The 23,597-nt window shown below is 72.7% G+C and carries 21 protein-coding genes; 13 read left to right on the top strand and 8 right to left on the bottom strand.

All coding sequences use genetic code 11. The features are described 5' to 3' along the window. Positions 1 to 158 precede the first annotated feature (158 nt). The 4 genes from ASC56_RS07810 (at position 159) to ASC56_RS07825 (ending at position 3,718) form a co-directional block, all read left to right on the top strand. Positions 159 to 1,586 (top strand): MFS transporter, encoded by a 1,428-nt coding sequence (locus ASC56_RS07810; RefSeq protein WP_055490488.1) that lies wholly within the window; start codon positions 159 to 161, stop codon positions 1,584 to 1,586. A 94-nt stretch (positions 1,587 to 1,680) separates the two neighbouring features. Then, positions 1,681 to 2,145: a hypothetical protein gene (locus ASC56_RS07815; protein WP_055490489.1), complete on the top strand. Its 465-nt coding sequence runs from the start codon at positions 1,681 to 1,683 to the stop codon at positions 2,143 to 2,145. After that, positions 2,115 to 2,858: a futalosine hydrolase gene (locus ASC56_RS07820; protein ID WP_234376869.1), complete on the top strand. Its 744-nt coding sequence runs from the start codon at positions 2,115 to 2,117 to the stop codon at positions 2,856 to 2,858. The genes ASC56_RS07815 and ASC56_RS07820 overlap by 31 nt, the downstream gene beginning before the upstream one ends. Then, on the top strand, positions 2,855 to 3,718 hold the full coding sequence (locus ASC56_RS07825; protein ID WP_055490490.1) for a 1,4-dihydroxy-6-naphthoate synthase: 864 nt from the start codon (positions 2,855 to 2,857) through the stop codon (positions 3,716 to 3,718). The genes ASC56_RS07820 and ASC56_RS07825 overlap by 4 nt, the downstream gene beginning before the upstream one ends. A gap of 27 nt (positions 3,719 to 3,745) precedes the next feature. Here ASC56_RS07825 and ASC56_RS42970 read toward each other — a convergent pair whose 3' ends face one another. Then, positions 3,746 to 4,129 carry a cold-shock protein gene (locus ASC56_RS42970; RefSeq protein WP_055490491.1) on the bottom strand — a complete coding sequence of 128 codons (384 nt, stop codon included), beginning with the start codon at positions 4,127 to 4,129 and terminating at the stop codon, positions 3,746 to 3,748. A gap of 174 nt (positions 4,130 to 4,303) precedes the next feature. Here ASC56_RS42970 and ASC56_RS07835 point away from each other — a divergent pair, with 174 nt between their 5' ends. After that, positions 4,304 to 4,555 (top strand): hypothetical protein, encoded by a 252-nt coding sequence (locus tag ASC56_RS07835; RefSeq protein ID WP_055490492.1) that lies wholly within the window; start codon positions 4,304 to 4,306, stop codon positions 4,553 to 4,555. Positions 4,556 to 4,565: 10 nt separating this feature from the next. Here ASC56_RS07835 and ASC56_RS07840 read toward each other — a convergent pair whose 3' ends face one another. After that, positions 4,566 to 5,183: an HAD family hydrolase gene (locus tag ASC56_RS07840; protein WP_055490493.1), complete on the bottom strand. Its 618-nt coding sequence runs from the start codon at positions 5,181 to 5,183 to the stop codon at positions 4,566 to 4,568. A 278-nt stretch (positions 5,184 to 5,461) separates the two neighbouring features. Next, positions 5,462 to 6,457, bottom strand: a complete 996-nt coding sequence (locus ASC56_RS07845) for a hypothetical protein (RefSeq protein WP_055490494.1) — start codon at positions 6,455 to 6,457, stop codon at positions 5,462 to 5,464. A gap of 221 nt (positions 6,458 to 6,678) precedes the next feature. Between ASC56_RS07845 and ASC56_RS07850 the strand changes: the two genes are divergently transcribed. Continuing rightward, entirely contained in the window at positions 6,679 to 9,261 is a 2,583-nt protein-coding gene (locus ASC56_RS07850) for a helicase-associated domain-containing protein (RefSeq protein ID WP_055490495.1), read from the top strand. Between the two features lie 54 nt (positions 9,262 to 9,315). Then, positions 9,316 to 10,959, top strand: a complete 1,644-nt coding sequence (locus ASC56_RS07855; RefSeq protein ID WP_055490496.1) for a DNA repair helicase XPB — start codon at positions 9,316 to 9,318, stop codon at positions 10,957 to 10,959. Between the two features lie 52 nt (positions 10,960 to 11,011). On the opposite strand, the gene ASC56_RS37685 is transcribed toward ASC56_RS07855, so the two are convergent. After that, positions 11,012 to 11,206: a hypothetical protein gene (locus tag ASC56_RS37685; protein ID WP_079102358.1), complete on the bottom strand. Its 195-nt coding sequence runs from the start codon at positions 11,204 to 11,206 to the stop codon at positions 11,012 to 11,014. Between the two features lie 486 nt (positions 11,207 to 11,692). On the opposite strand from ASC56_RS37685, the gene ASC56_RS07860 reads away from it, so the two are divergent. After that, positions 11,693 to 13,657: a UvrD-helicase domain-containing protein gene (locus ASC56_RS07860; RefSeq protein WP_234376881.1), complete on the top strand. Its 1,965-nt coding sequence runs from the start codon at positions 11,693 to 11,695 to the stop codon at positions 13,655 to 13,657. 65 nt (positions 13,658 to 13,722) lie between these two features. Here the strand turns inward: ASC56_RS07860 and ASC56_RS07865 are convergent, their stop codons facing one another. Together ASC56_RS07865 and ASC56_RS07870 are read right to left on the bottom strand one after the other, a co-directional pair. Continuing rightward, positions 13,723 to 14,961: a serine protease gene (locus ASC56_RS07865; RefSeq protein WP_055490498.1), complete on the bottom strand. Its 1,239-nt coding sequence runs from the start codon at positions 14,959 to 14,961 to the stop codon at positions 13,723 to 13,725. Between the two features lie 216 nt (positions 14,962 to 15,177). Next, a complete protein-coding gene (locus tag ASC56_RS07870) occupies positions 15,178 to 15,867 on the bottom strand; it encodes a copper homeostasis protein CutC (protein WP_055490499.1) in 690 nt (229 codons plus the stop codon). 176 nt (positions 15,868 to 16,043) lie between these two features. On the opposite strand from ASC56_RS07870, the gene ASC56_RS07875 reads away from it, so the two are divergent. Further along, entirely contained in the window at positions 16,044 to 16,688 is a 645-nt protein-coding gene (locus ASC56_RS07875; protein ID WP_055490500.1) for a hypothetical protein, read from the top strand. A 72-nt stretch (positions 16,689 to 16,760) separates the two neighbouring features. Next, entirely contained in the window at positions 16,761 to 17,828 is a 1,068-nt protein-coding gene (locus ASC56_RS07880; protein WP_055490501.1) for a GNAT family N-acetyltransferase, read from the top strand. Here the strand turns inward: ASC56_RS07880 and ASC56_RS37690 are convergent. Together ASC56_RS37690 and ASC56_RS07885 are read right to left on the bottom strand one after the other, a co-directional pair. Beyond that, positions 17,776 to 18,096: a DUF4031 domain-containing protein gene (locus ASC56_RS37690; RefSeq protein WP_079102359.1), complete on the bottom strand. Its 321-nt coding sequence runs from the start codon at positions 18,094 to 18,096 to the stop codon at positions 17,776 to 17,778. The genes ASC56_RS07880 and ASC56_RS37690 overlap by 53 nt on opposite strands. Continuing rightward, positions 18,093 to 18,476 carry a hypothetical protein gene (locus ASC56_RS07885; RefSeq protein ID WP_055490502.1) on the bottom strand — a complete coding sequence of 128 codons (384 nt, stop codon included), beginning with the start codon at positions 18,474 to 18,476 and terminating at the stop codon, positions 18,093 to 18,095. Before ASC56_RS07885 ends, ASC56_RS37690 begins: the two co-directional genes overlap by 4 nt. A gap of 55 nt (positions 18,477 to 18,531) precedes the next feature. Here ASC56_RS07885 and ASC56_RS07890 point away from each other — a divergent pair, with 55 nt between their 5' ends. The 3 genes from ASC56_RS07890 (at position 18,532) to ASC56_RS07900 (ending at position 23,298) form a co-directional block, all read left to right on the top strand. Then, on the top strand, positions 18,532 to 19,470 hold the full coding sequence (locus ASC56_RS07890) for a MurR/RpiR family transcriptional regulator (RefSeq protein WP_055490503.1): 939 nt from the start codon (positions 18,532 to 18,534) through the stop codon (positions 19,468 to 19,470). A gap of 53 nt (positions 19,471 to 19,523) precedes the next feature. Continuing rightward, the gene (gene murQ / locus ASC56_RS07895; RefSeq protein WP_055490504.1) at positions 19,524 to 20,459 is read left to right on the top strand and encodes an N-acetylmuramic acid 6-phosphate etherase; all 936 of its coding nucleotides are present in this window, start codon (positions 19,524 to 19,526) and stop codon (positions 20,457 to 20,459) included. 100 nt (positions 20,460 to 20,559) lie between these two features. Continuing rightward, the gene (locus ASC56_RS07900) at positions 20,560 to 23,298 is read left to right on the top strand and encodes an SIR2 family protein (RefSeq protein WP_055490505.1); all 2,739 of its coding nucleotides are present in this window, start codon (positions 20,560 to 20,562) and stop codon (positions 23,296 to 23,298) included. Positions 23,299 to 23,597 lie beyond the last annotated feature (299 nt).

Below are 23,597 nucleotides of genomic sequence, written 5' to 3' on the forward strand. Positions count from 1 at the left end.
GCGTCACGCCCTTCGGGGCGCGTCGCCGCGGCGGCGCCCGGCCGCCCGGCGCGGTTGGCCGGTTCCGCCCTTTCAGAGCTCCGAGCCCCACGACACCACTCGGTGCCGTACGTGCGGTAACGGCACTATGCCCGGGCTTCTCGGGGCACTATGACGGGGTGGCAGCCGCGAGGTCGTCCCATGGCACCACCGGGATCAGTGGGGTCAAGGGGCGCAGCCGGAGGGGCGGTTCGGGCCGGTTCGGCGGGTCCGTCCGCGCGGTCGGCCGTGCCCTGCACCTCCCCGTCACCGGCGCCGTCCGCGGCATCCGCAAGGCCACCCACGCGCACGGCGCGGGTGAGTCGGGCCTCGGCAAGCTGATCGAACTGCACGCCGTGAACGGCGCCGGCGACGTCATGATCACCGTCGCCCTGGCCTCCACCGTCTTCTTCTCCGTGCCGACCGACGAGGCGCGCGGGCGCGTCGCGCTCTACCTCGCCATCACCATGGCACCGTTCACGCTCCTCGCGCCCGTGATCGGCCCCCTCCTCGACCGTCTCCCGCACGGCCGCCGGGCCGCGATGGCGGGCGCGATGCTCGCCCGCGCCCTGCTCGCGCTGATCATCGCGGGCGCGGTCGCCGGCGGCGGTCTGGAGCTGTACCCGGCCGCGCTCGGCGTCCTCGTCGCGTCCAAGGCGTACGGCGTCGTCCGCAGCGCCGTGGTGCCACGACTGCTGCCCCCGCGCTTCTCCCTCGTCAAGGCCAACTCCCGGGTCACCCTCGGCGGCCTCCTCGCCACCGGCGTGGCCGCGCCCATCGGCGCCGCACTCCACGCGATCGGCCCGAGCTGGCCGCTGTACGGCGCCTTCGTGCTCTTCGTCGCGGGAACGTTCCTGTCCTTCTCGCTGCCGCCGAAGGTCGACTCGGCCAAGGGCGAGGACGTCGCACTGCTCGCTGCGGACGCCCAGCATCTGCGCGGCCCGCACCGCAGCACGGCCCTGCGCCGCCCCGGGCTGCGCACGGTCGGCCCCGCCGTCACCCACGCGCTGGGGGCCAACGCCTCCCTGCGCTGTCTGTCCGGGTTCCTGACCTTCTTCCTCGCCTTCCTGCTGCGCGAGCACCCGCTCGCCGGTGAGAGCGCGGCGGTGTCGCTGGGGATCGTGGGCGTCGCGGCGGGTGCGGGGAACGCCCTGGGCACGGCCGTCGGTGCGTGGCTGAAATCGCGCGCACCGGAAGTGATCATCGTGACCGTGGTGGCGATCGTGCTGGGCGCGGCGGTCACCGCGGCGGCCTTCTTCGGCGCGTTCCTGGTGGCGTGTCTGGCGGCGCTGGCCGGGTTCGCGCAGGCGCTCGCCAAGCTGTCGCTGGACGCGCTGATCCAGCGGGACGTGCCGGAACTCGTCCGTACGTCCGCGTTCGCGCGCTCCGAGACGCTGCTGCAGGTGGCGTGGGTGCTGGGCGGCGCCATCGGCATCGTGCTTCCGCTGAACGGGGTGCTGGGGCTCGCGGTGGGAGCCGCGATCGTCGCGGCGGGCTGGGTGACGACCGCGCGGGGGCTGCTGGCCTCGGCGCGGCGCGGGGGCGCGGCCAGGCCGAGGGTGGTCTGACGGACGGGCGCCCGGCACCTGATCGCACGAGTGCGGCGGCACGTCGCGGACCCCGCGTGGCGAGTGGGCTGGAGGTGCCCGATAGCCTTCGGCCATGACCGCACTGCGTTCCCGCCGCGCCGTAGCCGCCTTCGGCGCCGTTTCCGCCGGACTTCTCCTGCTGTCCGCCTGTAACAAGCCGACGCCCATGGCGACCGTAACGGTCGGCACGAACTCGGTGAGCTCCCAGACCGACTGCTACAACGACGGCAAGGAGATCGCGGCCGCGGAGCTGGCGAAGTGCCTCAAGTCGAAGGACATCAAGTCGATCAAGGTCGACCCGGATGAGACGGTCCGCTTCGGCGTGGACCCGAGCATCGCGGACAAGGGCTGGACGATCCTGATGAACGGCCAGCCGCTGACCGACTCCAGCAAGAAGACATACCGCACGATCCCGGGCAGTGTGTTCTTCAACGCGCAGTACGGGGCGAGCGGCAACTCCACGCTCGTCTCCGTCAAGGAGGGCGAGAACAACAAGGTGACGGGCCTGTGGTCCTTCAAGCTGGAGAAGGCTTCCTGATCACGTCACCGACCGGACGTGTCCTGGTGGCCACCGCGGTTCCCGTGGAACGGGATGCGGTGGCCGGGGCGCTCGCGTCCCCGGCCGTCGAGGTCCCGCTCCCCGGGGTGACCCTGCACCGCACCGGCGCCCTGGACCTCCTCGCCGCCGGTGTGGGCCCCGCCCTCGCCGCCGCCTCCACCGCCGCGGCGCTCACCGCCGCCGCCCTCCAAGGCGCCCCCTACGACCTCGTCGTCTGCGCCGGTGTCGCGGGCGGCTTCGCGCCCGAGGCGCCCGTCGGCTCGCTCGTCGTCGCCGACGACATCGTGGCCGCCGACCTCGGCGCCCAGACCCCGGACGGCTTCCTGCCCGTCACCGAACTCGGTTTCGGGACCGTCAGCCACCGGCCGCCGCAATCACTCGTACGAGACCTCGCCGCCGCCACCGGCGCGCCCACCGGGACCGTACTCACCGTCTCGACCGTGACCGGCAGCGCCGCACGGGCCGCCGAGCTGCGCGCCCGCCATCCGGGCGCGCTCGCCGAGGCGATGGAGGGGTTCGGGGTCGCCGAGGCGGCCGCCGCGCACGGCACGCCCGTCGTGGAGGTCCGGGCCGTCTCCAACCCGGTCGGCCCCCGCGACCGCGCCGCCTGGCGCATCGGCGACGCCCTCGCGGCCCTCACCGAGGGCTTCGGGAAGCTCGCGCCCGTATTGGAGAGTTGGAAACCAGCATGACCGCATCCAGTGAGCCCCTCCGGATCGCCTACTCCCCCTGCCCGAACGACACCTTCGTCTTCGAGGCCTGGGCCCACGGCCGCGTACCGGGCGCCCCCGCCCTCGACGTCACCTTCGCCGACATCGACATCACCAACGGCATGGCCGAGCGCGGCGAGTTCGACGTGCTGAAGGTGTCGTACGCCGTCCTGCCGTACGTCCTCGACGACTACGCCCTGCTGCCGTGCGGCGGCGCGCTGGGCCGGGGCTGCGGCCCGCTGGTGCTCACGCGGGAGCCGACGACCGGGGGTACGGGACTGGTGGGTGGGACGATCGCCGTGCCGAGCGAGCGGTCGACGGCGTACCTGCTGTTCCGCCTCTGGGCCGCGGACACCGTGCCCGGCGGGGTCGGCGAGATCGTCGTCATGCCGTTCCACGAGATCATGCCGGCCGTGCGGGACGGGAAGGTCGACGCGGGGCTCGTCATCCACGAGGCGCGGTTCACGTACCAGAACTACGGGCTGCACAAGCTTGCCGACATGGGCGAGCACTGGGAGCGCACCACGGGGCTGCCGATTCCGCTGGGCGCGATCATCGCCAAGCGCTCGCTGGGCGCGGACACGCTGGAGCTGCTCGCCGAGTCCGCCCGTGCGTCCGTGCGGGCGGCCTGGGACGACCCCGAGGCGTCGCGCCCGTACGTCATGGAGCACGCGCAGGAGATGGACCCGGCGGTGGCGGACCAGCACATCGGGCTGTACGTCAACGAGTTCACGGCCGACCTCGGCGAGGACGGCTACGCCGCGGTCCGGGGGCTGCTCACGCGTGCGGCGGCCGAGGGGCTGGTGCCGCCCCTCGGCCCGAACGCGCTCGCGTTCCCCTGACCGGAGCCCCGCCCGCCCTGCGCGCGGTCAGACGTCCAACTGGTCGGCGACCGCGCGCAGCAGGCCCGCGATCTTCTTGCCGGAGGCCTTGTCGGGGTAGCGGCCCTTCTCCAGCATCGGGGTGATGTTCTCCAGGAGGGTCGTCAGGTCCTGGACGATGGACGCCAGTTCGTCCGGCTTCTTGCGCTGGGCGGCCGCGACCGACGGGGTCGGGTCCAGAAGGGTGACGGACAGCGCCTGGTCACCGCGCTGGCCGGCGACGACTCCGAACTCCACGCGCTGTCCCGGCTTCAGGGAATCGACTCCGGCGGGGAGAACCGAGGAATGGACGAAGACGTCGCCGCCGTCGTCGCGGGAGAGAAAGCCGAAGCCCTTCTCGCTGTTGAACCACTTGACTTTGCCGGTGGGCACGTCTGTCCTCGTCCTCGTACTCGTCGGAAACTGCGTCTGCAAAGTGTTCGGGAAACTGCTCTGGATAGCACTACAGCGGGCCGCGCGGACCCGCCGGTACCAAGGCTAATGGTCCGGGAGCCGCTGACAAGACGTCGCCGAGTTGTTCCTCGCGCTGGGAACTACCCTGGTCGGGTGCGTGACAAAACCCAAGCGAATTCCACCGCGGCCGGCGACCGGCTGATCCGTGCCGGTGCCATCGTGTTCTTCGTCGGAGCGGTGGCCACTTTGGTCACCATGGCCCCGCTGCTGCTCCGGACGAAGCCTTTCCCTACGTACATGTTCGGCCTGAGCATGCTCATGGCCGTGGGCTTCCTGATGGCCGGAGCGGGTGTGCTCCAGTCGATCGCGGAGGGCCGCAGGCGGGCGCGCGCGGCCCGGTCCTAGTGCCCTTCCCTCACCGCTGTGCGTACTCCGTCAGCCAGGCGGGGAACTCGGTGAGGTCGCCGAGGACGATGTCCGCGCCCGCCGCACGCAGCTCGTCGGCGGCGCAGGGGCCGGTGGCGACGGCGACGGAGTACGCGTCGGCCGTACGGGCGCCCCGGACGTCCCCGGTGTGGTCACCGACGTAGACGACCGCGCGGTGCTCGATCAGCGCCTCCGCCTTACGCTCGGCCCACAGATCGCCGATCACCGCGTCGGGCTCGATGCCGAGGTGCTCCAGGTGCAGCTGGGCGTTGGGCTCGTACTTGGCGGTGACGACGATCGCACGCCCACCCGCCGCCCGCACGGCCTCGACCGCCTCGCGGGCGCCGGGCAGGGCGGGCGTCGCGGCGATCGCGATGGCGGGATACATCTCACGGTAGAGGTCGGCCATGGCGTCGATCCGCTCCGCCGGGAACCAGTTGACCAGCTCGTCCACGAGCGGCGGCCCGAGCCGGGTGATGGCCAGATCCGCGTCGATGTACGTCCCCGTACGCGCGGAGAGCGCCTGGTAGCAGGCCTGGATGCCGGGCCGGGAGTCGATCAGCGTCATGTCGAGGTCGAAGCCGACGGTCAGGGCGCGAGACGTCATGGGGGCATTGTCCCAGCGGGGCGGCACCGGGACCGGGGCGGGATCGGGACCGGGGCGGGGGCGGCCCGTGGCGGGGCGGTGGCCCCACCGGCCACGCACGGCCTCGGCCCTCGCCGAGCCACCTGTGGCGCCGGCTCTCGCCGGACATGGGCCCCGACCTCACCCACTACGCAGGCCGCCCTCCCGCCGGGCCGACCAGGGCGGCGACCCCGGCGGTCAAGCACGGCCTCGGCTCCCGCCGAGCCGCCTGGAGTGTCGGCATCTGTGGTGATGGGTCGTCACTGCTCGCGTTGTGAGCGCCACACCAGGTACAGGGCCGAGGTGACGGCCGCTCCCCGTACGACCCACGGCCAGGTCTGGGCGACGGCGTCGTTCATGTGGCCCTGGGCGATCGGGTCGCCCCAGCGGCCGGCCGTGCGGCCCCAGAGCCAGACGATGCCCGCGACCGCGGCCAGGCCGGGCATGCCCATGACCGCCCATTTGGACTCGGCGGGGCTCAGCCGGCGGGACGCCCACGCGATGAGCCAGCCGAGACCGAGGGCGAGCCAGTTGCCGAGCACGGCACCGACGACCAGAAGCACGGCGGCCAGGAGCAGCAGGGGGTTGCGCCGGCCGGTGAGGCGGAGCAGCCGAGGGCGCGGCGCGGCGGCGGTCTCCTCGGCGGCGGGGACGGCTTCCGTGGCCGGTTCCGGGCTCACGTCCGGACGAGCGGCCTGCGGCTTCGGCGTGGCGCCCGGCGGCGGTTTCAGCAGCTCGGGGATCTCCACGCCACCGACGAACCCGGGCACGGCGTCGCCGAGCCCGAACCCCCCGCCGGACCTGCCGTCGACGCGCCACCAGTCGGGCTGGGTGGTGCTGTCGCCGAGTTCGTGGGCACTGGCCAGGTGGGGCGGTGAGGGGGCGTTCCGGGAGGTGTCGGCGGGGCCGGGCTCGGCGGGGCGGGGGCGGGGCACGACGCGCCGCAGGCGCTTGGGGCGGTCCTCGGTGTCATTGGCACGCTGGACCGGGACGGCGGCGGGACGGCTCTCGGTGGCGCCACGGGGGGCGTCGTCGGACGCGGCGGCGACGACCTCGTCGGGACTGCCCAGGCGCGCGAGGATGCGGCGGACGGCGGCCGGGCTGTCGACCGGGGACTGCGCCCGGCGCCGGTCGATCTCGTCGCGCAGGTCGGACACGAGCCGCATGCGCGCGGCCGACGGCAGCTGGCGCTGTTGGGCCAGGTCTCCGACCCGGCTGAGATAGTCGAAGACCAGCTGGTCGCTCTCGATCCCCACGAAGTCCCTCCGGGGTGCGCCGCGTTCACGGGTACCGTATCCCGAGCGCACCGTCCCCGGGGGCTGCGCCCCCAGACCCCCGGATCGGCCGGACCGGCCTCGGCCTCAAGCGCCGGACGGCTGATCCACACCCGGCCCGGTCCCAAAGCCGCCGCCCCTCGCGCGCGCCGCCACCCGGTCACCCGGGCGTCATCCCCACCCCACCCGCTACCGTTGACCGGATGACCCCCGAGGAGCGCTCACGCGAGGAACCCCCGGCTACGGGCAGCGGCACCGCCGCACCCCGCTCGCTGGCCGAGTCCCTGCGTGCGCGGGACGACGCCTCGCTGTCCGCCCTCCTGCGCGCCCGCCCGGACCTCGTCACCCCGGTCCCGACCGACCTCACCCAGCTCGCCACCCGTGCCGCCACCCGCGCGAGTGTGCTCCGCGCGCTGGAGCGCCTCGATCGGTTCGCCCTGCAGACGGCGGAGGCGCTGGCCGTCGGCCCGGACCCGGTGTCGTACGACGAACTCCTCGGTCTGATGGCCGGCGACGGGGGCCCGGAGGCCGACCCCATGGTCGCCGAGGCACTCCCCCGCGCCCTGGCCACACTCCGGGAGCGGGCCCTGGTCTGGGGCGCCGACGACCGTCTCCGTCTCGTGCGGACGGCCCGGGAGCTGCTCACCCCCTCCCCGCAGCACCCCTCGCCCACCGGCCTCGGCCCCACCGTCGCCGAGGCGACCGCGGGCCTGTCCCCCGGACGGATCCAGGAGATCCTGACCACCGCCGGGCTGCCCACCACCCACGACGCCGTCTCCGCCGTGGAGGCGCTGACCGCCCTGTTCACGGACCGCGCCCGCATGGTCGCACTTCTCGGGACGGCGCCCGCCGAGTCGCTGGAGGTGCTGTCCCGGCTGGAGTGGGGGCCGCCGTACGGCCAGATCACCGCCGACCCCGCCCCCCGCCTGCGCTGGCTGCTGGACCGCGGCCTGCTGCTCCCGACGGCGCCCGGCACGGTCGTCCTGCCCCGCGAGGTCGCCCTCCATCTGCGGTCCGGCCGCGCGCACCGCCGTACCGAGCCGCTGCCGCCCGCCGTCGAGGCGGCCGCCACGCACCGTCCACAGGTTGTGGACGCGACCGCGGCGGCCCAGGCGTACACCGCGCTCGCGACGGTCGAGGAACTGCTGAAGGACTGGGACGAGGGCGGCCCGTCGGTGCTGCGCGCGGGCGGCCTGAGCGTACGCGACCTGAAGCGGACGGCCGTCGCGCTCGACGTGCCCGAGCCGGTGGCCGCCTTCTGGGTCGAGCTCGCCTACGCGGCGGGCCTGCTGGCGTCGGACGGCGAGGTGGAGGAGCGCTACGCGGCGACCCCGGCCTACGACGAGTGGCGGGAACTGCCCGCCGCCGAGCGGTGGAGCCGGCTGGCCACGGCCTGGCTGACCGCGACCCGCGCCCCGGGCCTGGTCGGCGGCCGGGACGCGAAGGACCGGGCGCTGTCCGCGCTCGGACCGGGTCTGGACCGCTCACCCGCCCCGGAGGTCCGCCACCGGGTCCTGACCCTGCTCGCCGGGCTCCCCGAGGGGACCTCGGCCACCCCCGACTCGCTGGTGTCCCGCCTCCGCTGGGAACGCCCCCTGCGCGGCGCCCAGCCCGCCGCGGACGACCTGCGCACACGCCTCGCCCGGTGGACGCTGTCCGAGGCGGAACTGCTGGGCGTCACGGGCCGCGGCGCCCTGTCCGCCCACGGCCGCGCCCTGCTCGGCGAACACCCGGAGCACGCGCAGGCCACCGAGCCGACGGGTCCCGGCGACAAGCTCCCCGTCCACCGGCAGCACCCCCGCCCCGTCCCCCGCCGACCCCTCACCGCCACCGAGCAGGCCGCGGCGGCCTCCCACGCCGCGCGGCTGCTGGCCCCGCTGCTCCCCGAGCCCCTGGACCACGTCCTGCTCCAGGCGGACCTGACGGCGGTGGCCCCCGGCCCGCTGGAGCGTCCGCTGGCCGACATGCTCGGGGTGCTCGCGGACGTCGAGTCGAAGGGCGGCGCGACGGTCTACCGCTTCACCCCCGCCTCCGTACGCCGCGCCCTGGACGCGGGCCGTGCGGCGTCGGACCTGCACGCGTTCCTCGCCGCGCACTCCCGCACCCCGGTGCCGCAGCCGCTCACGTATCTGATCGACGACGTGGCCCGCAGGCACGGGCATCTGCGGGTGGGAGCGGCCTCGGCGTACGTGCGCTGCGACGACGACGCGCTGTTGAACGAGATCCTCGCCGACAAGCGTTCGGCCGCCCTGCGTCTGCGCCGCCTCGCCCCGACGGTCCTGGCCGCCCAGGCCGAGCCGGCCACGCTCCTGGAGGGTCTGCGGGCGATGGGCTTCGCCCCGGCCGCGGAGTCCGCGGAGGGCGACGTCCTGATCGCCCGCGCCCATGCCCACCGCACCCCGCCCCGCACCCCGCCGGAGCCGGTCCCGGACGGGCCGCCCGCCCCCGACGCCACTCTCCTGGCGGCGGCCCTCCGCGCCATCCGCGCCGGCGACCTGGCCTCCACGGCCGTGCGCAAGCCCACCCGGGCGCCCGCCGCCGACGGGGACCTGCCGCGCACCACCTCCGCCGAGACCCTCGCCACCATGCAGGCCGCCGTCCTCACCGGCGACTCCCTGTGGATCGGCTACGTCAACGCCGAGGGCACCGCCAGCCAACGAGTGATCGCCCCCATCCGCGTGGAGGGCGGCTTCGTCACGGCGTACGACCACACGGCCGACGAGGTCCGCACCTATCCACTGCACAGGCTCACGGGCGTGGCGGAGCTGGCGGACGACCAGCCCTGATCATCGCGATATGAGGCACACTGGACGTTTGGCCACACGGAAAGGGTGCCGCGCGTGAATGGTCCGCTCATCGTTCAGTCCGACAAGACCCTGCTCCTGGAAGTCGACCACGAGCAGGCCGACGACTGCCGTCGGGCCATCGCGCCGTTCGCCGAGCTGGAGCGGGCGCCCGAGCACATCCACACCTATCGGGTGACCCCGCTCGGGCTGTGGAACGCGCGGGCCGCCGGGCACGACGCCGAACAGGTCGTGGACGCGCTGATGCAGTACAGCCGCTACCCGGTGCCGCACGCGCTGCTCGTCGACATCGCCGACACCATGGACCGCTACGGGCGGCTGACCCTCACCAAGCACCCGGCCCACGGGCTGGTCCTGAGCAGCACCGACCGGCCCGTCCTCGAGGAGGTGCTGCGGTCGAAGCGGATCGCTCCGCTGGTCGGCGCCCGGATCGACCCGGACACGGTCGCCGTCCATCCGTCCGAGCGCGGGCAGATCAAGCAGGTGCTGCTGAAACTGGGCTGGCCCGCCGAGGACCTCGCGGGGTACGTGGACGGCGAGGCGCACCCGATCGAGCTGCGCGAGGACGGGTGGGCCCTGCGGCCCTACCAGAAGCAGGCCGTGGAGAACTTCTGGCACGGCGGCAGCGGGGTCGTCGTCCTGCCCTGCGGAGCCGGCAAGACCCTCGTCGGCGCCGGATCCATGGCCCAGGCCAAGGCCACCACCCTCATCCTCGTCACCAACACCGTCTCCGCCCGGCAGTGGAAGCACGAGCTGGTGAAGCGGACCTCGCTCACCGCGGACGAGATCGGGGAGTACTCCGGTACGAGGAAGGAGATCCGGCCGGTCACCATCGCCACCTACCAGGTGCTCACCACCAAACGGAAGGGTGTCTACCCGCATCTGGAGCTGTTCGACTCCCGTGACTGGGGGCTCATCGTCTACGACGAGGTGCATCTGCTGCCCGCTCCCGTCTTCAAGTTCACGGCGGACCTTCAGGCGCGCCGACGGCTCGGGCTGACGGCGACCCTGGTGCGTGAGGACGGCCGCGAGTCCGACGTGTTCTCCCTCATCGGTCCCAAGCGGTTCGACGCGCCCTGGAAGGAGATCGAGGCCCAGGGGTACATCGCGCCCGCCGACTGCGTGGAGGTGCGGGTGAACCTCACCGACTCCGAGCGGCTCGCGTACGCCACCGCCGAGACCGATGAGAAGTACCGGTTCTGTGCGACCACCGACACCAAGCGGAAGGTGACCGAGGCCCTGGTGCGGCGCTTCGCCGGGCAGCAGATCCTCGTCATCGGGCAGTACATCGACCAGCTGGACGAGCTGGGTGAGCACCTGGGCGCGCCCGTCATCAAGGGCGAGACCTCCAACGTTCAGCGCGAGAAGCTCTTCGACGCCTTCCGTGAGGGCGAGATCAGCGTGCTGGTCGTCTCGAAGGTCGCGAACTTCTCCATCGACCTGCCCGAGGCGACCGTCGCCATCCAGGTGTCGGGGACGTTCGGGTCGCGGCAGGAGGAGGCGCAGCGGCTGGGGCGGGTGCTGCGGCCCAAGGCCGACGGCCACCAGGCCCACTTCTACTCGGTCGTCGCCCGCGACACCATCGACCAGGACTTCGCGGCTCACCGCCAGCGCTTCCTGGCGGAGCAGGGGTACGCCTACCGGATCGTGGACTCGGACGAGCTGCTGGCCGGGAACTGAGACCGAGGGCCGGGATCGAGGGCCGGGATGCGGGCGCCTGGCGTGGCGCCCGTCATCGGTGGTGGCGGACGCCCGCCTCCTCCCCGTACTCGCCGAGAAGGACCACGTCTATCGCGGCGCCCAGGAAGACCCTGACGGCGCGCAGGGCATCGCCGAGGGGATGCCGATGAGGCTTGCTGTCCAGGGCGGTCGCCCCGGACGGCGGACCGCCCCGGGCGGGGACCGGTGAGAAGGTTGCTGCGCTCATGTCTCCATGGTGGAACCGGGCCACCCGAATGGCGTCGGACCATGGGCGGAACCCGCGCGGCCCGCTCGTACCCCTCCGGTCCGGCCCGCGTAGTCCTCCGGGGGGAGACCGTCCCCTAGGGCAACCGGGGGTGCGACCCGGGGGGCGCCGGAAATCCGTTGGCCACTGCATCCGCCCGTCACCTAGAATCCCCTGCCTTGCCCGCCTCCCTTCACGGAGAGCCGTCGTCCGGACGGAAACCGGACGGCAGGAACGCCACCCGTCACCGCGACAGCCGGCCCGTGCGTGCCCGCACTCCCGACCGGCCCGCCTCCCCCGGGTTCTCGACTCCGCTCGACCAGGGGGACCCCACCGCCCCGGAGGCACCCTTCCGTGTCCACCTCGTCAGCCCCGTCGCCCCCCGGCCCCCTCTCCGACCCGTCCGGCACCGACCCCCTCTCGCGCGAGCGCTCCCACCTCGGCGCCTCCCGCGCCGCGCTGCGCGCGATGCGCGAGGACGTGGAGAACCTGGACATCCGCGACGTCACCGCGAACTGGGTCAACGCCGCGGTCCTCGCCCGCCAGATCGACGAGCGCATCAAGGCCCTGGCCGACCTCAGCCACACCCCGCTCTTCTTCGGCCGCCTGGACTACCTCCACGCTCCCGGCGCCGACCGGGCGGAGGGCGCCACGGGAGAGAGGTTCTACATCGGCCGCCGGCACGTCCACGACGCCGACGGGGACCCGATGGTGATCGACTGGCGCGCGCCCGTCTCCCAGCCGTTCTACCGGGCCTCGAAGAAGGACCCGATGGACATCGCGCTGCGCCGCCGCTTCGGCTACACCGGCGGCGACCTCACCGCGTACGAGGACGAGCACCTCTCCGACCCCGCCGAGGCGGCCACCACCAGCAAGCTGCTCCAGCAGGAGATCGAGCGCCCGCGCGTCGGCCCGATGCGGGACATCGTGGCCACCATCCAGCCCGAGCAGGACGAGATCGTCCGCAGCGGCCTGTCCGGCACCGTCTGTGTGCAGGGCGGCCCGGGGACCGGGAAGACCGCTGTCGGCCTGCACCGGGTGGCCTACCTCCTCTACGCCCACCGTGAGCGGCTCGCCCGCACCGGCACCCTCGTCATCGGGCCCAACCGGTCCTTCCTGCACTACATCGAGCAGGTACTGCCCGCGCTCGGCGAGCTGGAGGTCCGACAGGCCACGGTCGACGACCTCGTCGCCCATGTCGAGGTGCGCGGCACGGACACCGCGGCAGCGGCCGTCGTCAAGGGCGACGCGCGCATGGCGGAGGTCCTGCGCAGGGCCTTGCGCGCGCACGTCACGATGCCCACCGAGCCCGTCGTGGTGGTGCGCGGCTCACGACGCTGGCGGGTGCCTGCGTACGAACTGGAGGCGATCGTACGGGAGTTGCTCGACCGGGACATCCGCTACGGCGCCGCCCGCGAGGCCCTGCCGCAGCGGATCGCGCACGCCGTGCTCGTCCAGATGGAACGGTCGGGGGAGGCGCCGGACGACCGCGTGCAGGACGCCGTCGCCCGCAACCCCGCCGTGAAGGCGGCGGTCAAGGCGATCTGGCCGCCCGTCGACCCGGCCAAGCTGGTTCTGCGGCTGCTCACCGACGCCGGTTTCCTCGCCGAGCACGCGGACGGCATCCTCGCCGAGGACGAGCGCAAGGAGATCCTCTGGGCGAAGCCGGTCCGGTCGGTGAAGTCCGCCAAGTGGTCATCCGCGGACGCGGTGTTGATCGACGAGGCCACCGACCTCGTGCGGCGAACGCATTCGCTCGGCCACGTCGTGCTCGACGAGGCCCAGGACCTCTCCCCGATGCAGTACCGCGCGGTCGGCCGGCGCTGCACCAACGGTTCGGCGACCGTGCTCGGCGACCTCGCGCAGGGCACCACGCCCTGGGCGACGCGGAGTTGGCCGGAGGCGCTGGCGCACCTCGGGAAGTCCGACGCGGTGATCGAGGAGCTGACGACCGGTTTCCGTGTGCCGACGGACGTGATCACGTACGCCTCCCGGCTGCTGCCGCACATCGCGCCGGGTCTGACGCCGGTCGCGTCCGTGCGGGAGAACCCCGGGTCCTTCGAGGTGCGCTCGACCGCCGACGACGCCGAAGTGGTCGCCGCCTGCGCCGAGTTGCTGCGCCACGAGGGCTCGGTCGGCCTCATCGCCGCCGACGCCCGTGTCCCCGTACTCGCCGAGGCACTGGCCGCGGCGGGCCTCGGTCACCTCGGGCCCGGCGAGGAGACGACCCAGGAGACCCGGCTGACCCTGGTGCCGGCGTCGCTCGCCAAGGGTCTGGAGTACGACTACGTGGTGCTCGACGAGCCGCAAGCCGTCGTGGACGGCGAGCCGGACGAGCGGACGGGCCTGCGCCGGCTGTACGTGGCCCTGACCCGTGCGGTCTCGGGCCTGATCGTCACCCACGCGGCCCCACTGCCGCCGCAACTCGCCTGACGGGCGGTCGGGCCGGCCGAGGATCGGCCGGCCCCTTCCCACGGCCGGCCCCTTCCCACGGCCGTCTACTTGAACTTGTCGCTGGTCGCCAGATACACCTGCTTGGCGTTGTCACCGAGGCGCGGGCCACTGATGTAGGTCCTGCGGTCGCTGAGGGAGTTGTTGGACACCAGGTACGTACGGCCGTTGTGCGTCATGAACCAGGGACCGCCCGAGGCGCCCCCGTTCATCGTGCAGCCGATCATGTACTGGGCGGGGTACTGGCTCGGGTAGCTGTAGCCGAGTACCAGGCGCTTGGTGGCGCCACGGCAGTCGTACATCTTCGAGCCGTCGTAGGGCGCCTCGGCCGGGTAGCCGCGGACCCCCATCGCCTTGATCTTGTCGGCCGCGGGAGCGTTGAACCACACGGGCAGCGCCGAACCGACCATCTCCTCAAGGGACTTGTGGCCGTTCTCGGGCTTCACGTGCAGCACGGCGTAGTCATAGGCGGAGGCCACACTGCCCTGGTGGGAGCCGCCCTGGATCCACGCCTGGGAGGTGGTGGCCCAGTCCGTCCACCACAGTCCGTACGGGGAGACCGAGGAGGAACGCACGTTCTGCGTGGCCTGCTGGATGCCGTACCGGGCGCCGTCGTTGAACGACGGCACGAAGGCGATGTTGCGGTACCAGCCGCCGCCCTTGCCCGCGTGCACGCAGTGCCCCGCCGTCCACACCAGGTTGGACCTGCCCGGGTGCGCCGGATCGGTGACCACGGCGGCGGAGCACACCATGGACCCCTCGGGGGCGGTGAAGAAGAGCTTGCCGACGGGCGGCGCGTAGTGGTGATAGGTCGAGGCGACGCGGGTGGCCGCCGTCCGCCGCACGGGCCCGTCGGGCTCGTAGGCCTTGGTGGTGCCGCTGGAGCCGGAGCTGGAGCTGCCCGCCTGGGTGGGCACCGGGATGGTGGACTTCGCCTGGGCCATCCGTTGCGGTGTCCAGAAGTCCTTGATGTACGGGTTGGCGAAATCCTCGGCCTTGGACTTCCAGTGGCTGAAGTCCTTCCAGCCGCCGTTCCTCCACTTCTGCAGGGCCTGGCCGGTGAGGTCGGCGGGGATGCCGTCCGGCAGCTTGTAGCCGCCGATCGACCTCCCGCCGCCCTGGCCGGTGTCGACACCCGGATCGCTCTGGTCCGCCCGGGCCTGCGACGAGGCGGACCCCTTGCCCTCGTCGTGGGTCTTGTTGCTGTCGCAGGCCGTGACGGTCACCATGACCGCGGCGATCACGGCGGCAGCGGCCGCGACGCCGCGGCGGCGTATGAATGGCATGGAGCCTTGTCCCCCTGTGGCTGATTCTTGTCATGCCCCGGCTTGGCCGAAGCGTCCCCACTATGCACGGGGGGCGGACGCCGGGTGATCACCGGGGGACAGTCGGCACACAACGACTACGCGGCGGATATCGATCCGTGACACGACGTCATGTCCGAACCGGACGCCGCGCCGGCCGTCGACGGCCCTACGCCGCGCAGATCGGCCGGAAGGGCCCTAGCCGTCGACAGCCGTACGCCACTGCCGTACCGCCTCCACCGAGACCGGGGAGGCCCAGCCGTTCGGGCGGGCGGCGCCGCCGATGTGGAAGGCGTCGATGCCGGCGGCGCGCAGCCGGGGGACGTGGTCGAGGCGGAGGCCGCCGCCGACCAGGAGCCGTTGGGTGTAGCCGGGCTCGCCGCGCCGGGCGGCCTCGGCGACCAGGGTGGGCAGACCGTCGTCCACGCCGTCCGGGGAGCCCGCCGTGAGGTAGGTGTCCAGGCCCGGCACATCGGCGAGCTGCTTGCGCAGGGCGTCACGGTCGGCGGCACGGTCGATCGCGCGGTGGAAGGTCCACCGGCAGCCGTCCAGCTCCGCCGCCAGCCGCTCCACGGTGCCGAGGTCGGGGCCGCCGTCCTCGCCGAGGAACCCGAGCACGAACTCGTCGGCGCCGGACTCGCGCAGCTCGCCCGCGGTGCGTACGAGCGCCTCGACGTCACCGGCCGCGAACCCGTCCCGCAGGCGGAGCATCACGCGCAGCGAGATGTCGACGGCGGCGCGGATCCCGACGAAGGTCCCCACCGGCGGGGTCAGCCCGTCGGCGGCGATGTCGGTGACCAGCTCTAGGCGATCCGCGCCTCCGGCCTGGGCGGCGACCGCGTCCTCGACACCGAGGGCGATCACCTCCAGGACTGCACGCGTGCTCATAGGACCCCTTCCGTCGGTGTTCCCGTGGAGCGGCTACAGGTCTAGTCCAATCCAAGGGTACGCCGCCGGGATGCGGACGACGAGAAGGCCACCCTCCACCTCGGGGTCCGCCGAGCCGATGACCCGGTCCCGGGCGGGAGCGGGGCCCGGTCTCCGGATCAGGGGACAATGCCCGCATGACCGACCTCGACGCGTTGCGTTCCCGCTGGCTGCAGACCCTGCTGGCGGTGCGGGAGGACGCGGCCGGGCCCGATCCCGCCCCCTACGCCGACAACCTGCTGCGCCGCTGGTCGGAGCCGCAGCGCCGCTACCACACGGTCGAGCACCTGGCGGCCGTCCTGGACCACATCGACGTGCTGGCCGCGTACGCGGACGACCCCGACGCGGTGCGCCTGGCGGCCTGGTTCCATGACGCCGTCTATCTGCCGGAGCGTTCGGAGAACGAGGAGCGCTCGGCCCGGCTCGCCGAGCGCGCGCTTCCCGAGGCCGGGGTGCCGGAGGCCACGACGGCCGAGGTCGCCCGTCTGGTCCGCCTCACCGTCACCCACGACCCGGAGCCCGGCGACGCCAACGGCGCGGTCCTGTGCGACGCCGACCTGGCGGTCCTGGCGGCGCCCCCGCGTGCCTACGCCGCGTACACGGCGAGGGTCCGCCAGGAGTACGGCTTCGTCCCCGACGAGGCGTTCCGCGCCGGCCGCGCGGCCGTACTGCGCCAACTCCTCGATCTGCCCCGGCTGTTCCGCACGCCGTACGGGCAGCGGGAGTGGGAGACGACGGCCCGCCACAACATCGCCGCCGAACTGGAGCTGCTCGGCCCCTAAGGGGTCCTGAGCCGGGGTGCCGGCGCGTAATCCGATAGGTTCGGGAGCCCTTCCCCACCTATCCTCACCCGCATGCGAAGCATGGGTGGGGAACGGGTGACGGAAGCCGTCGCAGGGGCCGTGGAAACGCTGCGGAGGGCGGTGGACCGCGACTGGGACGGCGTGAAGGCGGGCCGCCTGGAGTGGAGTTGCCGTCAGACGGCGGAACACATCGCGAGCGATCTCATCGCGTACGCCGGACAGCTGGCGGGGCGTGCGCGGGACGCGTACGTGCCCTTCGAGATCACCCTCGACGACGGCGCCGGCGACGAGGACGTCCTGCACGTGATCGAGACGACGGGCGCGCTGCTCGCCGCCGTCGTCGCCACCACGCCCCGCGAGGTGCGAGCCTTCCACCCGTATCCCTTCCGCAGCGCGAACCGCGAGGGGTTCGCCGCGATGGGCATCGCCGAGGTCCTGCTGCACACGCACGACATCGCGGAGGGCCTGGGCCTCGCGTACGAGCCGCCGGCCGAGCTGTGCGAGGACGTGCTGACCCGGCTCTTCCCGCAGGTGCGGCCCGGTCCCGACCACTGGCGCACGCTCCTGTGGGCCACCGGCCGTGGTGAGCTGCCCGGCCGGGCCCCGGTCACCGAATGGCGCTGGAACAACAACCTGGTCATCCCCGCCGGACGCCTCGCACTCCAAGGCGTCACCCCGGCGGCCGCGGCCGATCTGCGCCTGGGCGGCACCGGCGGCTTCGAGTGGGTCGACGGCGGCCCCTTCGAGGGAACCCGTGAGGCCGCCGGACTGGTCGTCACGGCGTACGGGGCCGGTGTGCACCGGCCCGAATGGGGGGTGTTCGTGCTCGTACGGTCCGAGGACGGCCGCGCGGTCGGGAGCATGGGCTTCCACGGCGCCCCGGACAAGGAGGGCCGCGTGGAGGTCGGCTACGACCTGGTGGAGAGCGCCCGCGGCCTGGGCTATGCGACGGAGGCGCTGCGCGCGCTGGCGGCGTGGGCGCTGGCCGGGGACGAGGCCACGACGCTCTTCGCGATCGTCGACCGCGCGAACATCCCGTCGCAGGGCGTGGTCTCGCGGGCCGGGTTCACGCTGGTGGGCGAGGACGAGAAGACGTACGCGTACGAACTGCGCGGCTGAGGTCCCTCTCGCGCCCCTTGCGTCTGCGCAGTCCGGCCGCGTGCAGCAGCCGCACCACCTCGCGGCTGCCGACCTCCACCGCGCCCGCGCGCACCGCGTCCGGGTACCGGTGGGAGGGAAGGTCGTAGTGGTCGCGTTCGAACGCCCGGCGCGGCAGGTCCAGCGTCTCGGCGAACGCGTGCAGTTCCTCGAACGAGACGTCGCTGATGAGATGGGACCATGTCCGGCCGTGGCCCGGCCAGGTGGGAGGGTCGACGTAGACCGTCACGAGGACGCCATCCCGCCCGTCGCCGTCCCCAGCGATCCCACCGCCGCGACCTTCACGCCCGCCTTGTGGCACACCCAGTGCGGGTCGGGGCCGAGTTCCGGTTCGACGTCCAGCGAGTGCGGGTCACCGGAGCCGCAGACGGGGCACAGCGGCCAGCGCCCGTACCGCTCCAGCAGGGCGTCCTGGACGTCCTGCGCGACCAGCCCCGCCACGTAGTCCGCGCCTTCCGGCCACTGTTCGATCCACCAGCGCCGCTGGACGACGGAGTCCTCGACGAGCGAGACGACGTCGGCCTCGGCGACCTCGCCGGCGACCAGATCGGCGAGCACGAGGGCACGCGCCGCGTGCAGGGCCTGCTCCAGCGGGCTGATGGGATCCATGCACCCATTGTGCGCACTCTTGACCGCACCTCCGAACGGAAAATACCTTTCACATGTGACCCAGCATGTGAAGGAAACTTTCGCAGGGTCGGTGGGCCCGGACGCGCCGCCCGCACCCGCCGCGCTCGCCGCCAAGGTACGGACCCTCGCCCCCTCCATGACCCGGTCCATGCAACGCGTCGCCGAGGCCGTCGCCGGAGACCCGGCCGGGTGTGCGGCACTCACCGTCACCGGGCTCGCCGAACTCACCGGGACCAGCGAGGCCACCGTCGTCCGCACGGCCCGCCTCCTCGGCTATCCCGGCTACCGGGACCTGCGGCTCGCCCTCGCGGGCCTCGCCGCCCAGCAGCAGTCGGGCCGCGCGCCGTCCGTCACCGCCGACATCGCGGTCGACGATCCCATCGCGGATGTCGTCGCGAAGCTCGCGTACGACGAGCAGCAGACCCTCGCCGACACGGCGGCCGGGCTCGACACCGTGCAGCTCGGCGCCGCCGTCGCCGCGCTCGCCGCCGCCCGCCGCACCGATGTCTACGGCATCGGGGCGTCCGGGCTCGTCGCCCAGGACCTCGTCCAGAAGCTGCTGCGAATAGGCCTCATAGCCCACGCGCACAGCGACCCGCACCTCGCCGTCACCAACGCCGTACAGCTGCGCGCCAAGGACGTGGCGATCGCGATCACCCACTCCGGCTCCACCGGCGACGTCATCGAGCCGCTGCGGGTCGCCTTCGAGCACGGAGCGACGACCGTCGCGATCACCGGCCGTCCGGACGGGCCCGTGACGCAGTACGCCGACCACATCCTCACCACCTCCACCGCGCGCGAGAGCGAGCTGCGGCCCGCCGCGATGTCGTCCCGCACCAGCCAACTCCTGGTCGTGGACTGCCTGTTCGTCGGCGTGGCGCAACGGACGTACGAGACCGCCGCGCCCGCGCTGTCCGCCTCCTACGAGGCCCTGGCCCACCGCCACCATCCGCGTGGCGGAACGAAGCGCTAGCCCCCACCCGTCTTCCTCCCAGAACAGCGCCGCACCGGAAAGAGCCGCTCCTCATGACCTCCTCGCCCCATCACCACGATCTGAGAGCAGAGTTGGAGACCCTGACCACGGAGGCGTTCCGTCCCGAGCTGGCCGAGATCGACCAGCTGCCGACGCTGGAGATCGCGAAGATCATGAACGGCGAGGACGCGACCGTGCCGGCCGCGGTCGCCGCGCGGCTCCCGCAGATCGCCGCCGCGATCGACGCCGTCGCGGAGCGGATGGCCCGGGGCGGCCGGCTGGTCTACGCGGGCGCGGGTACCGCCGGACGGCTCGGGGTCCTGGACGCGTCCGAGTGCCCGCCGACCTTCAACACGGACCCCGCGCAGGTCGTGGGGCTGATCGCGGGCGGCCCCGGCGCGATGGTGACGTCGGTCGAGGGGGCGGAGGACTCCCAGGAGCTGGCGGCGGCCGACCTGGAGGCGCTGGGACTGACGGACCGTGACACGGTGGTCGGCGTCTCGGCGTCCGGCCGCACCCCGTACGCGGTCGGCGCGGTGGAGCACGCACGGGCGCGCGGCGCGCTCACGGTCGGCCTGTCCTGCAACGCGGACAGCACGCTCGCGGCGGCCGCCGACCACGGCATCGAGATCGTGGTCGGGCCCGAACTGCTGACCGGTTCGACGCGCCTGAAGGCGGGCACGGCGCAGAAGCTGGTCCTCAACATGCTCTCGACGATCACGATGATCCGACTGGGCAAGACGTACGGGAACCTGATGGTCGACGTCCGCGCCTCCAACGACAAGCTGCGCGCCCGCTCCCGCCGGATCGTGGCGCTGGCGACGGGCGCGACGGACGAGGAGATCGAGGGTGCCCTGGCGGCCACGGACGGCGAGGTCAAGAACGCGATCCTGACGATCCTGAGCGGCGTGGACGGCCCGTCGGCGGCACGGCTCCTCACGGAGAGCGGAGGCCACCTGCGCACGGCACTGGAGAAGGCGGCGGGCTGACTTGGGCGGGCGCCGCCCCGGAAGAACTCCGCGGCGTCCCGGTCGACTCATATGACGGAAGGTCAACTCTCCGTCACCGACAAGTGGTTTCATCTTCCACATGAATCCCATCGCGTTCGGTGACCTCCTCGAACTCAGGATCCGGCTGGAAGTGCTCGCGCAGGAGGCGGACCGCCGCCTCGTCACTGTCTTCGGTTCGGGGATCAGCAACTCGGTACTGCCGGGCGTTCCGGAGCTGACGGAGCTCTTCCGGGAGCATGTGCCACGCGCGGGCAGGGCGAGGTTCGACGCGACGATCGACGCCCTCCCGGATCCGGGACTCAAGTACCAGAACGCCGCGGCCATCCTGACCAGGCAGGCCGGTGAGCACACGGTGATGCGCGCGATCCGGACCGCCGTGCTGCAGGCATGCCGCGACGTGCCGAAGGAGGAGGCCGCCAAGGTCGCGAGGAACGAGGAGCAGTGCCGTGCGCTCGTCCGCGACACCGGGTCCTGGGAGATTCCGCTGGGATACCAGAGGTTCGCCCACTTCTTCGCGTCCCTGGACGGCAGCGTGCGCGGCCCCGTCATCACCACGAACTTCGATCCGCTCATCGAGATCGCGCTGACCAAGGCCGGTGTCGACGCTGTCGCCATCCCGGTCACCACCGACTCCGCTCCCACGCCCGATCAGCTCCGGGAGGCAACCACCCACCCGGTGCTGCACCTTCACGGGTACTGGACCGGCCCCGCGACGAGCAACGTGCCCTCCCGGATCACTGCGGACAGGCCTCAGCTCGACGCCGTGCTCCAGAAGATGCTCACGAACTCCGTGGTGCTCGTCGTGGGGTACAGCGGCTGGCTCGACGGCTTCATGAAGAGCCTGCGCAGCCGGATTCTCAACGACGCGGACCTCCTGCAGGCCGAAGTCCTCTGGGCGGCCCACGAGTCGGAGCCGGCCGATGCCCTAGGGGATGGCGTGCTCAACGAACTCGTGAGTGCGCCCGGCTTCAGTCTCTATCTGGGGATCGACGGCCATGAGCTCTTCGGCGGCGAACTCGACGCGGACGGTGTCGAGGCGCAGGAGAAGGCGTCCCCCTTCGGCTACTCGCGAGTGCCGCGACGGGCCCCCTCCTCGCAGTACGACCCCGCCCACTTCGCCGAGGGACGACGTCCGGACTGGGACGATGCAGGGCCCGGCCGCTGGCCCGTGCTCAGCTCCACACAGACGTTGGAGCAGGAACTCCTCGACTGCCTGGAGAACGGCGGCGGAGGCGGTGTGGTCGCCATCGGCCCTCTCGGCGAGGGCAAATCGCTCGCGGTACGGCAGGTGGCCATGTCGCTCGCTTCCTCCCGGCAGGACTGGGACGTGCTGTGGCGCGAACCCGGGGCGCCCCCCATCAGCGAGTCCTGGCTGAGTGAGGTGCGCAACGCTTCGGACCGGGCCCTGATCTGCATCGACGAAGCAGATCTGGTCATGGACGAACTCGTGGCCACCCAACGCGTCTGGGGGGTGAAGAACTCCGGCTTCGCGTTCCTGCTCGCCAGCCACGACCGGCTGTGGTGGCAGGGCGCAGGTTCCTATCTGCGCCCGCACATCAGTCCCGTTCTCTTCCACGGCATCACGAGCGAGGACGCCGGCAACATCGCAGCCGCGTGGCAGACGATGGGCCTGTTGCCCTCCTCTCTGGCCGACGCCGAGGCCGCGGCCGCCCGACTCGCCGCGTCCGCGGGTGCCATGGCGACGGAGACGAACACGCTCTTCGGTGCCGTGCTCGACGTCCGTTACGGACCAGAGCTCGGCCACCGCGTCGAGGACCTGCTGAGGAAGCTTGGGGACATCGACCTGACCGACACCGTGACCCTCGGGGATGTCTTCGCCGGTATCTGCGTGATGCAGCACACCCTGGACAGGGATGGAAACCGAGGCAAGGGTGCGAGCCGTTCAGTGATCGCGGAAATGGTGGGAAAGGGCGAGGTCTTCGCGGACGGCAAGATTCTGCGGATCCTCGGCCGGGAGGCGGCCGTCACCTTCGCGGGTGACCGGGTCTACTCGCGGCATCCTGCCATCGCCTCGGCCGTGGTCGACTACCTGCACCGGGACGGTTCCGCGCAGAAGGTCTACACGCTGGTGGGCAGGGCCGGTGGTGCGCTGAGGGCAGCGGATGCAAGTGAGATCGACGGGTTCCGCGACGCCTACCTGCTCTCCCGCAACCTGTCGGTTCCCGAGGCCGTGTGGGCGGCCACCGGAGCCGTCGAGGGGACGGGGCCGCTGCTGGAATCACGGGTGAGCCTGCTGCGCGCCCTTCGCAGGGAAGGCGGAGCCCGGCCCGTCAAGTACGCTCGCGACCTGGCCGCGCATGTGCACGAGTACCGCGACTCCCGCGCCGCCCTCAGAGGGTTCCTCGTGGAGTTCTCCAACTGCATGCGGGACGACGGCCATGCGCAGACCTCCGCCGGTCTCGCGGCTCTCGCTCTCGACGACCGGGTCGGCTTCAGACTCGACTCCAGCCGAGCTGGATACGCGCTCGTGAGTCTCGCGAAGTCGGCGCTCCGACTGAACGCCCAGACAGGCCGGGCAGCCGCGAACGACACTCCGGAGATCGCCTACGTCCTGCTGCAGCGCATCCGTGGCGAGGACGAGGCGGAGAAGTTCCTGGGGACGATCCGCACACGGCTGGCGCCTCTGGACGAGTTCCGGAGGCTGAGCGCGGTCAGGCTGTGCGCTCTCCTCGCGTCCGCGCTGGGCGCCGCGGCCAAGTCGGCCATGGACGAAACGCAGATCAGCCTCGGCCTCGACGACTCCCTGTCCTTCGACACGCTGCGACGGCTGGCGGTGGTCGAGCCCGGGGGGAGGTGAGCAACCCTGTCCGTGCCTGTTCCGACGGGGGGACGCGGCGGCTTCCTGACGACGTGCGCCCGTCGGCCCGCCTCGCCCCCGCCCCCGAGTGAGCCCGGTCCGCGAGTGGGCGGACGGTCCCACGCGCGTCCGCCGCCGGGCCGCAGTTGGACGTGACCGCCCACGCGCCCCACGACCTGGCCGATCCGCCCGTCCCGTACGTCCACGGCGTAGGCGCCGACGTCCGGCGCTCCTTCGGCGGTCCCTTGGCACCGCCCTGCCCGCGCAGCGCGTCGGCGCTCCGTGCAGGGAAGAGGTGA

This window comes from Streptomyces sp. TP-A0356 (genome assembly GCF_001417775.1).
Classification (GTDB): Bacteria; Actinomycetota; Actinomycetes; order Streptomycetales; family Streptomycetaceae; genus Streptomyces.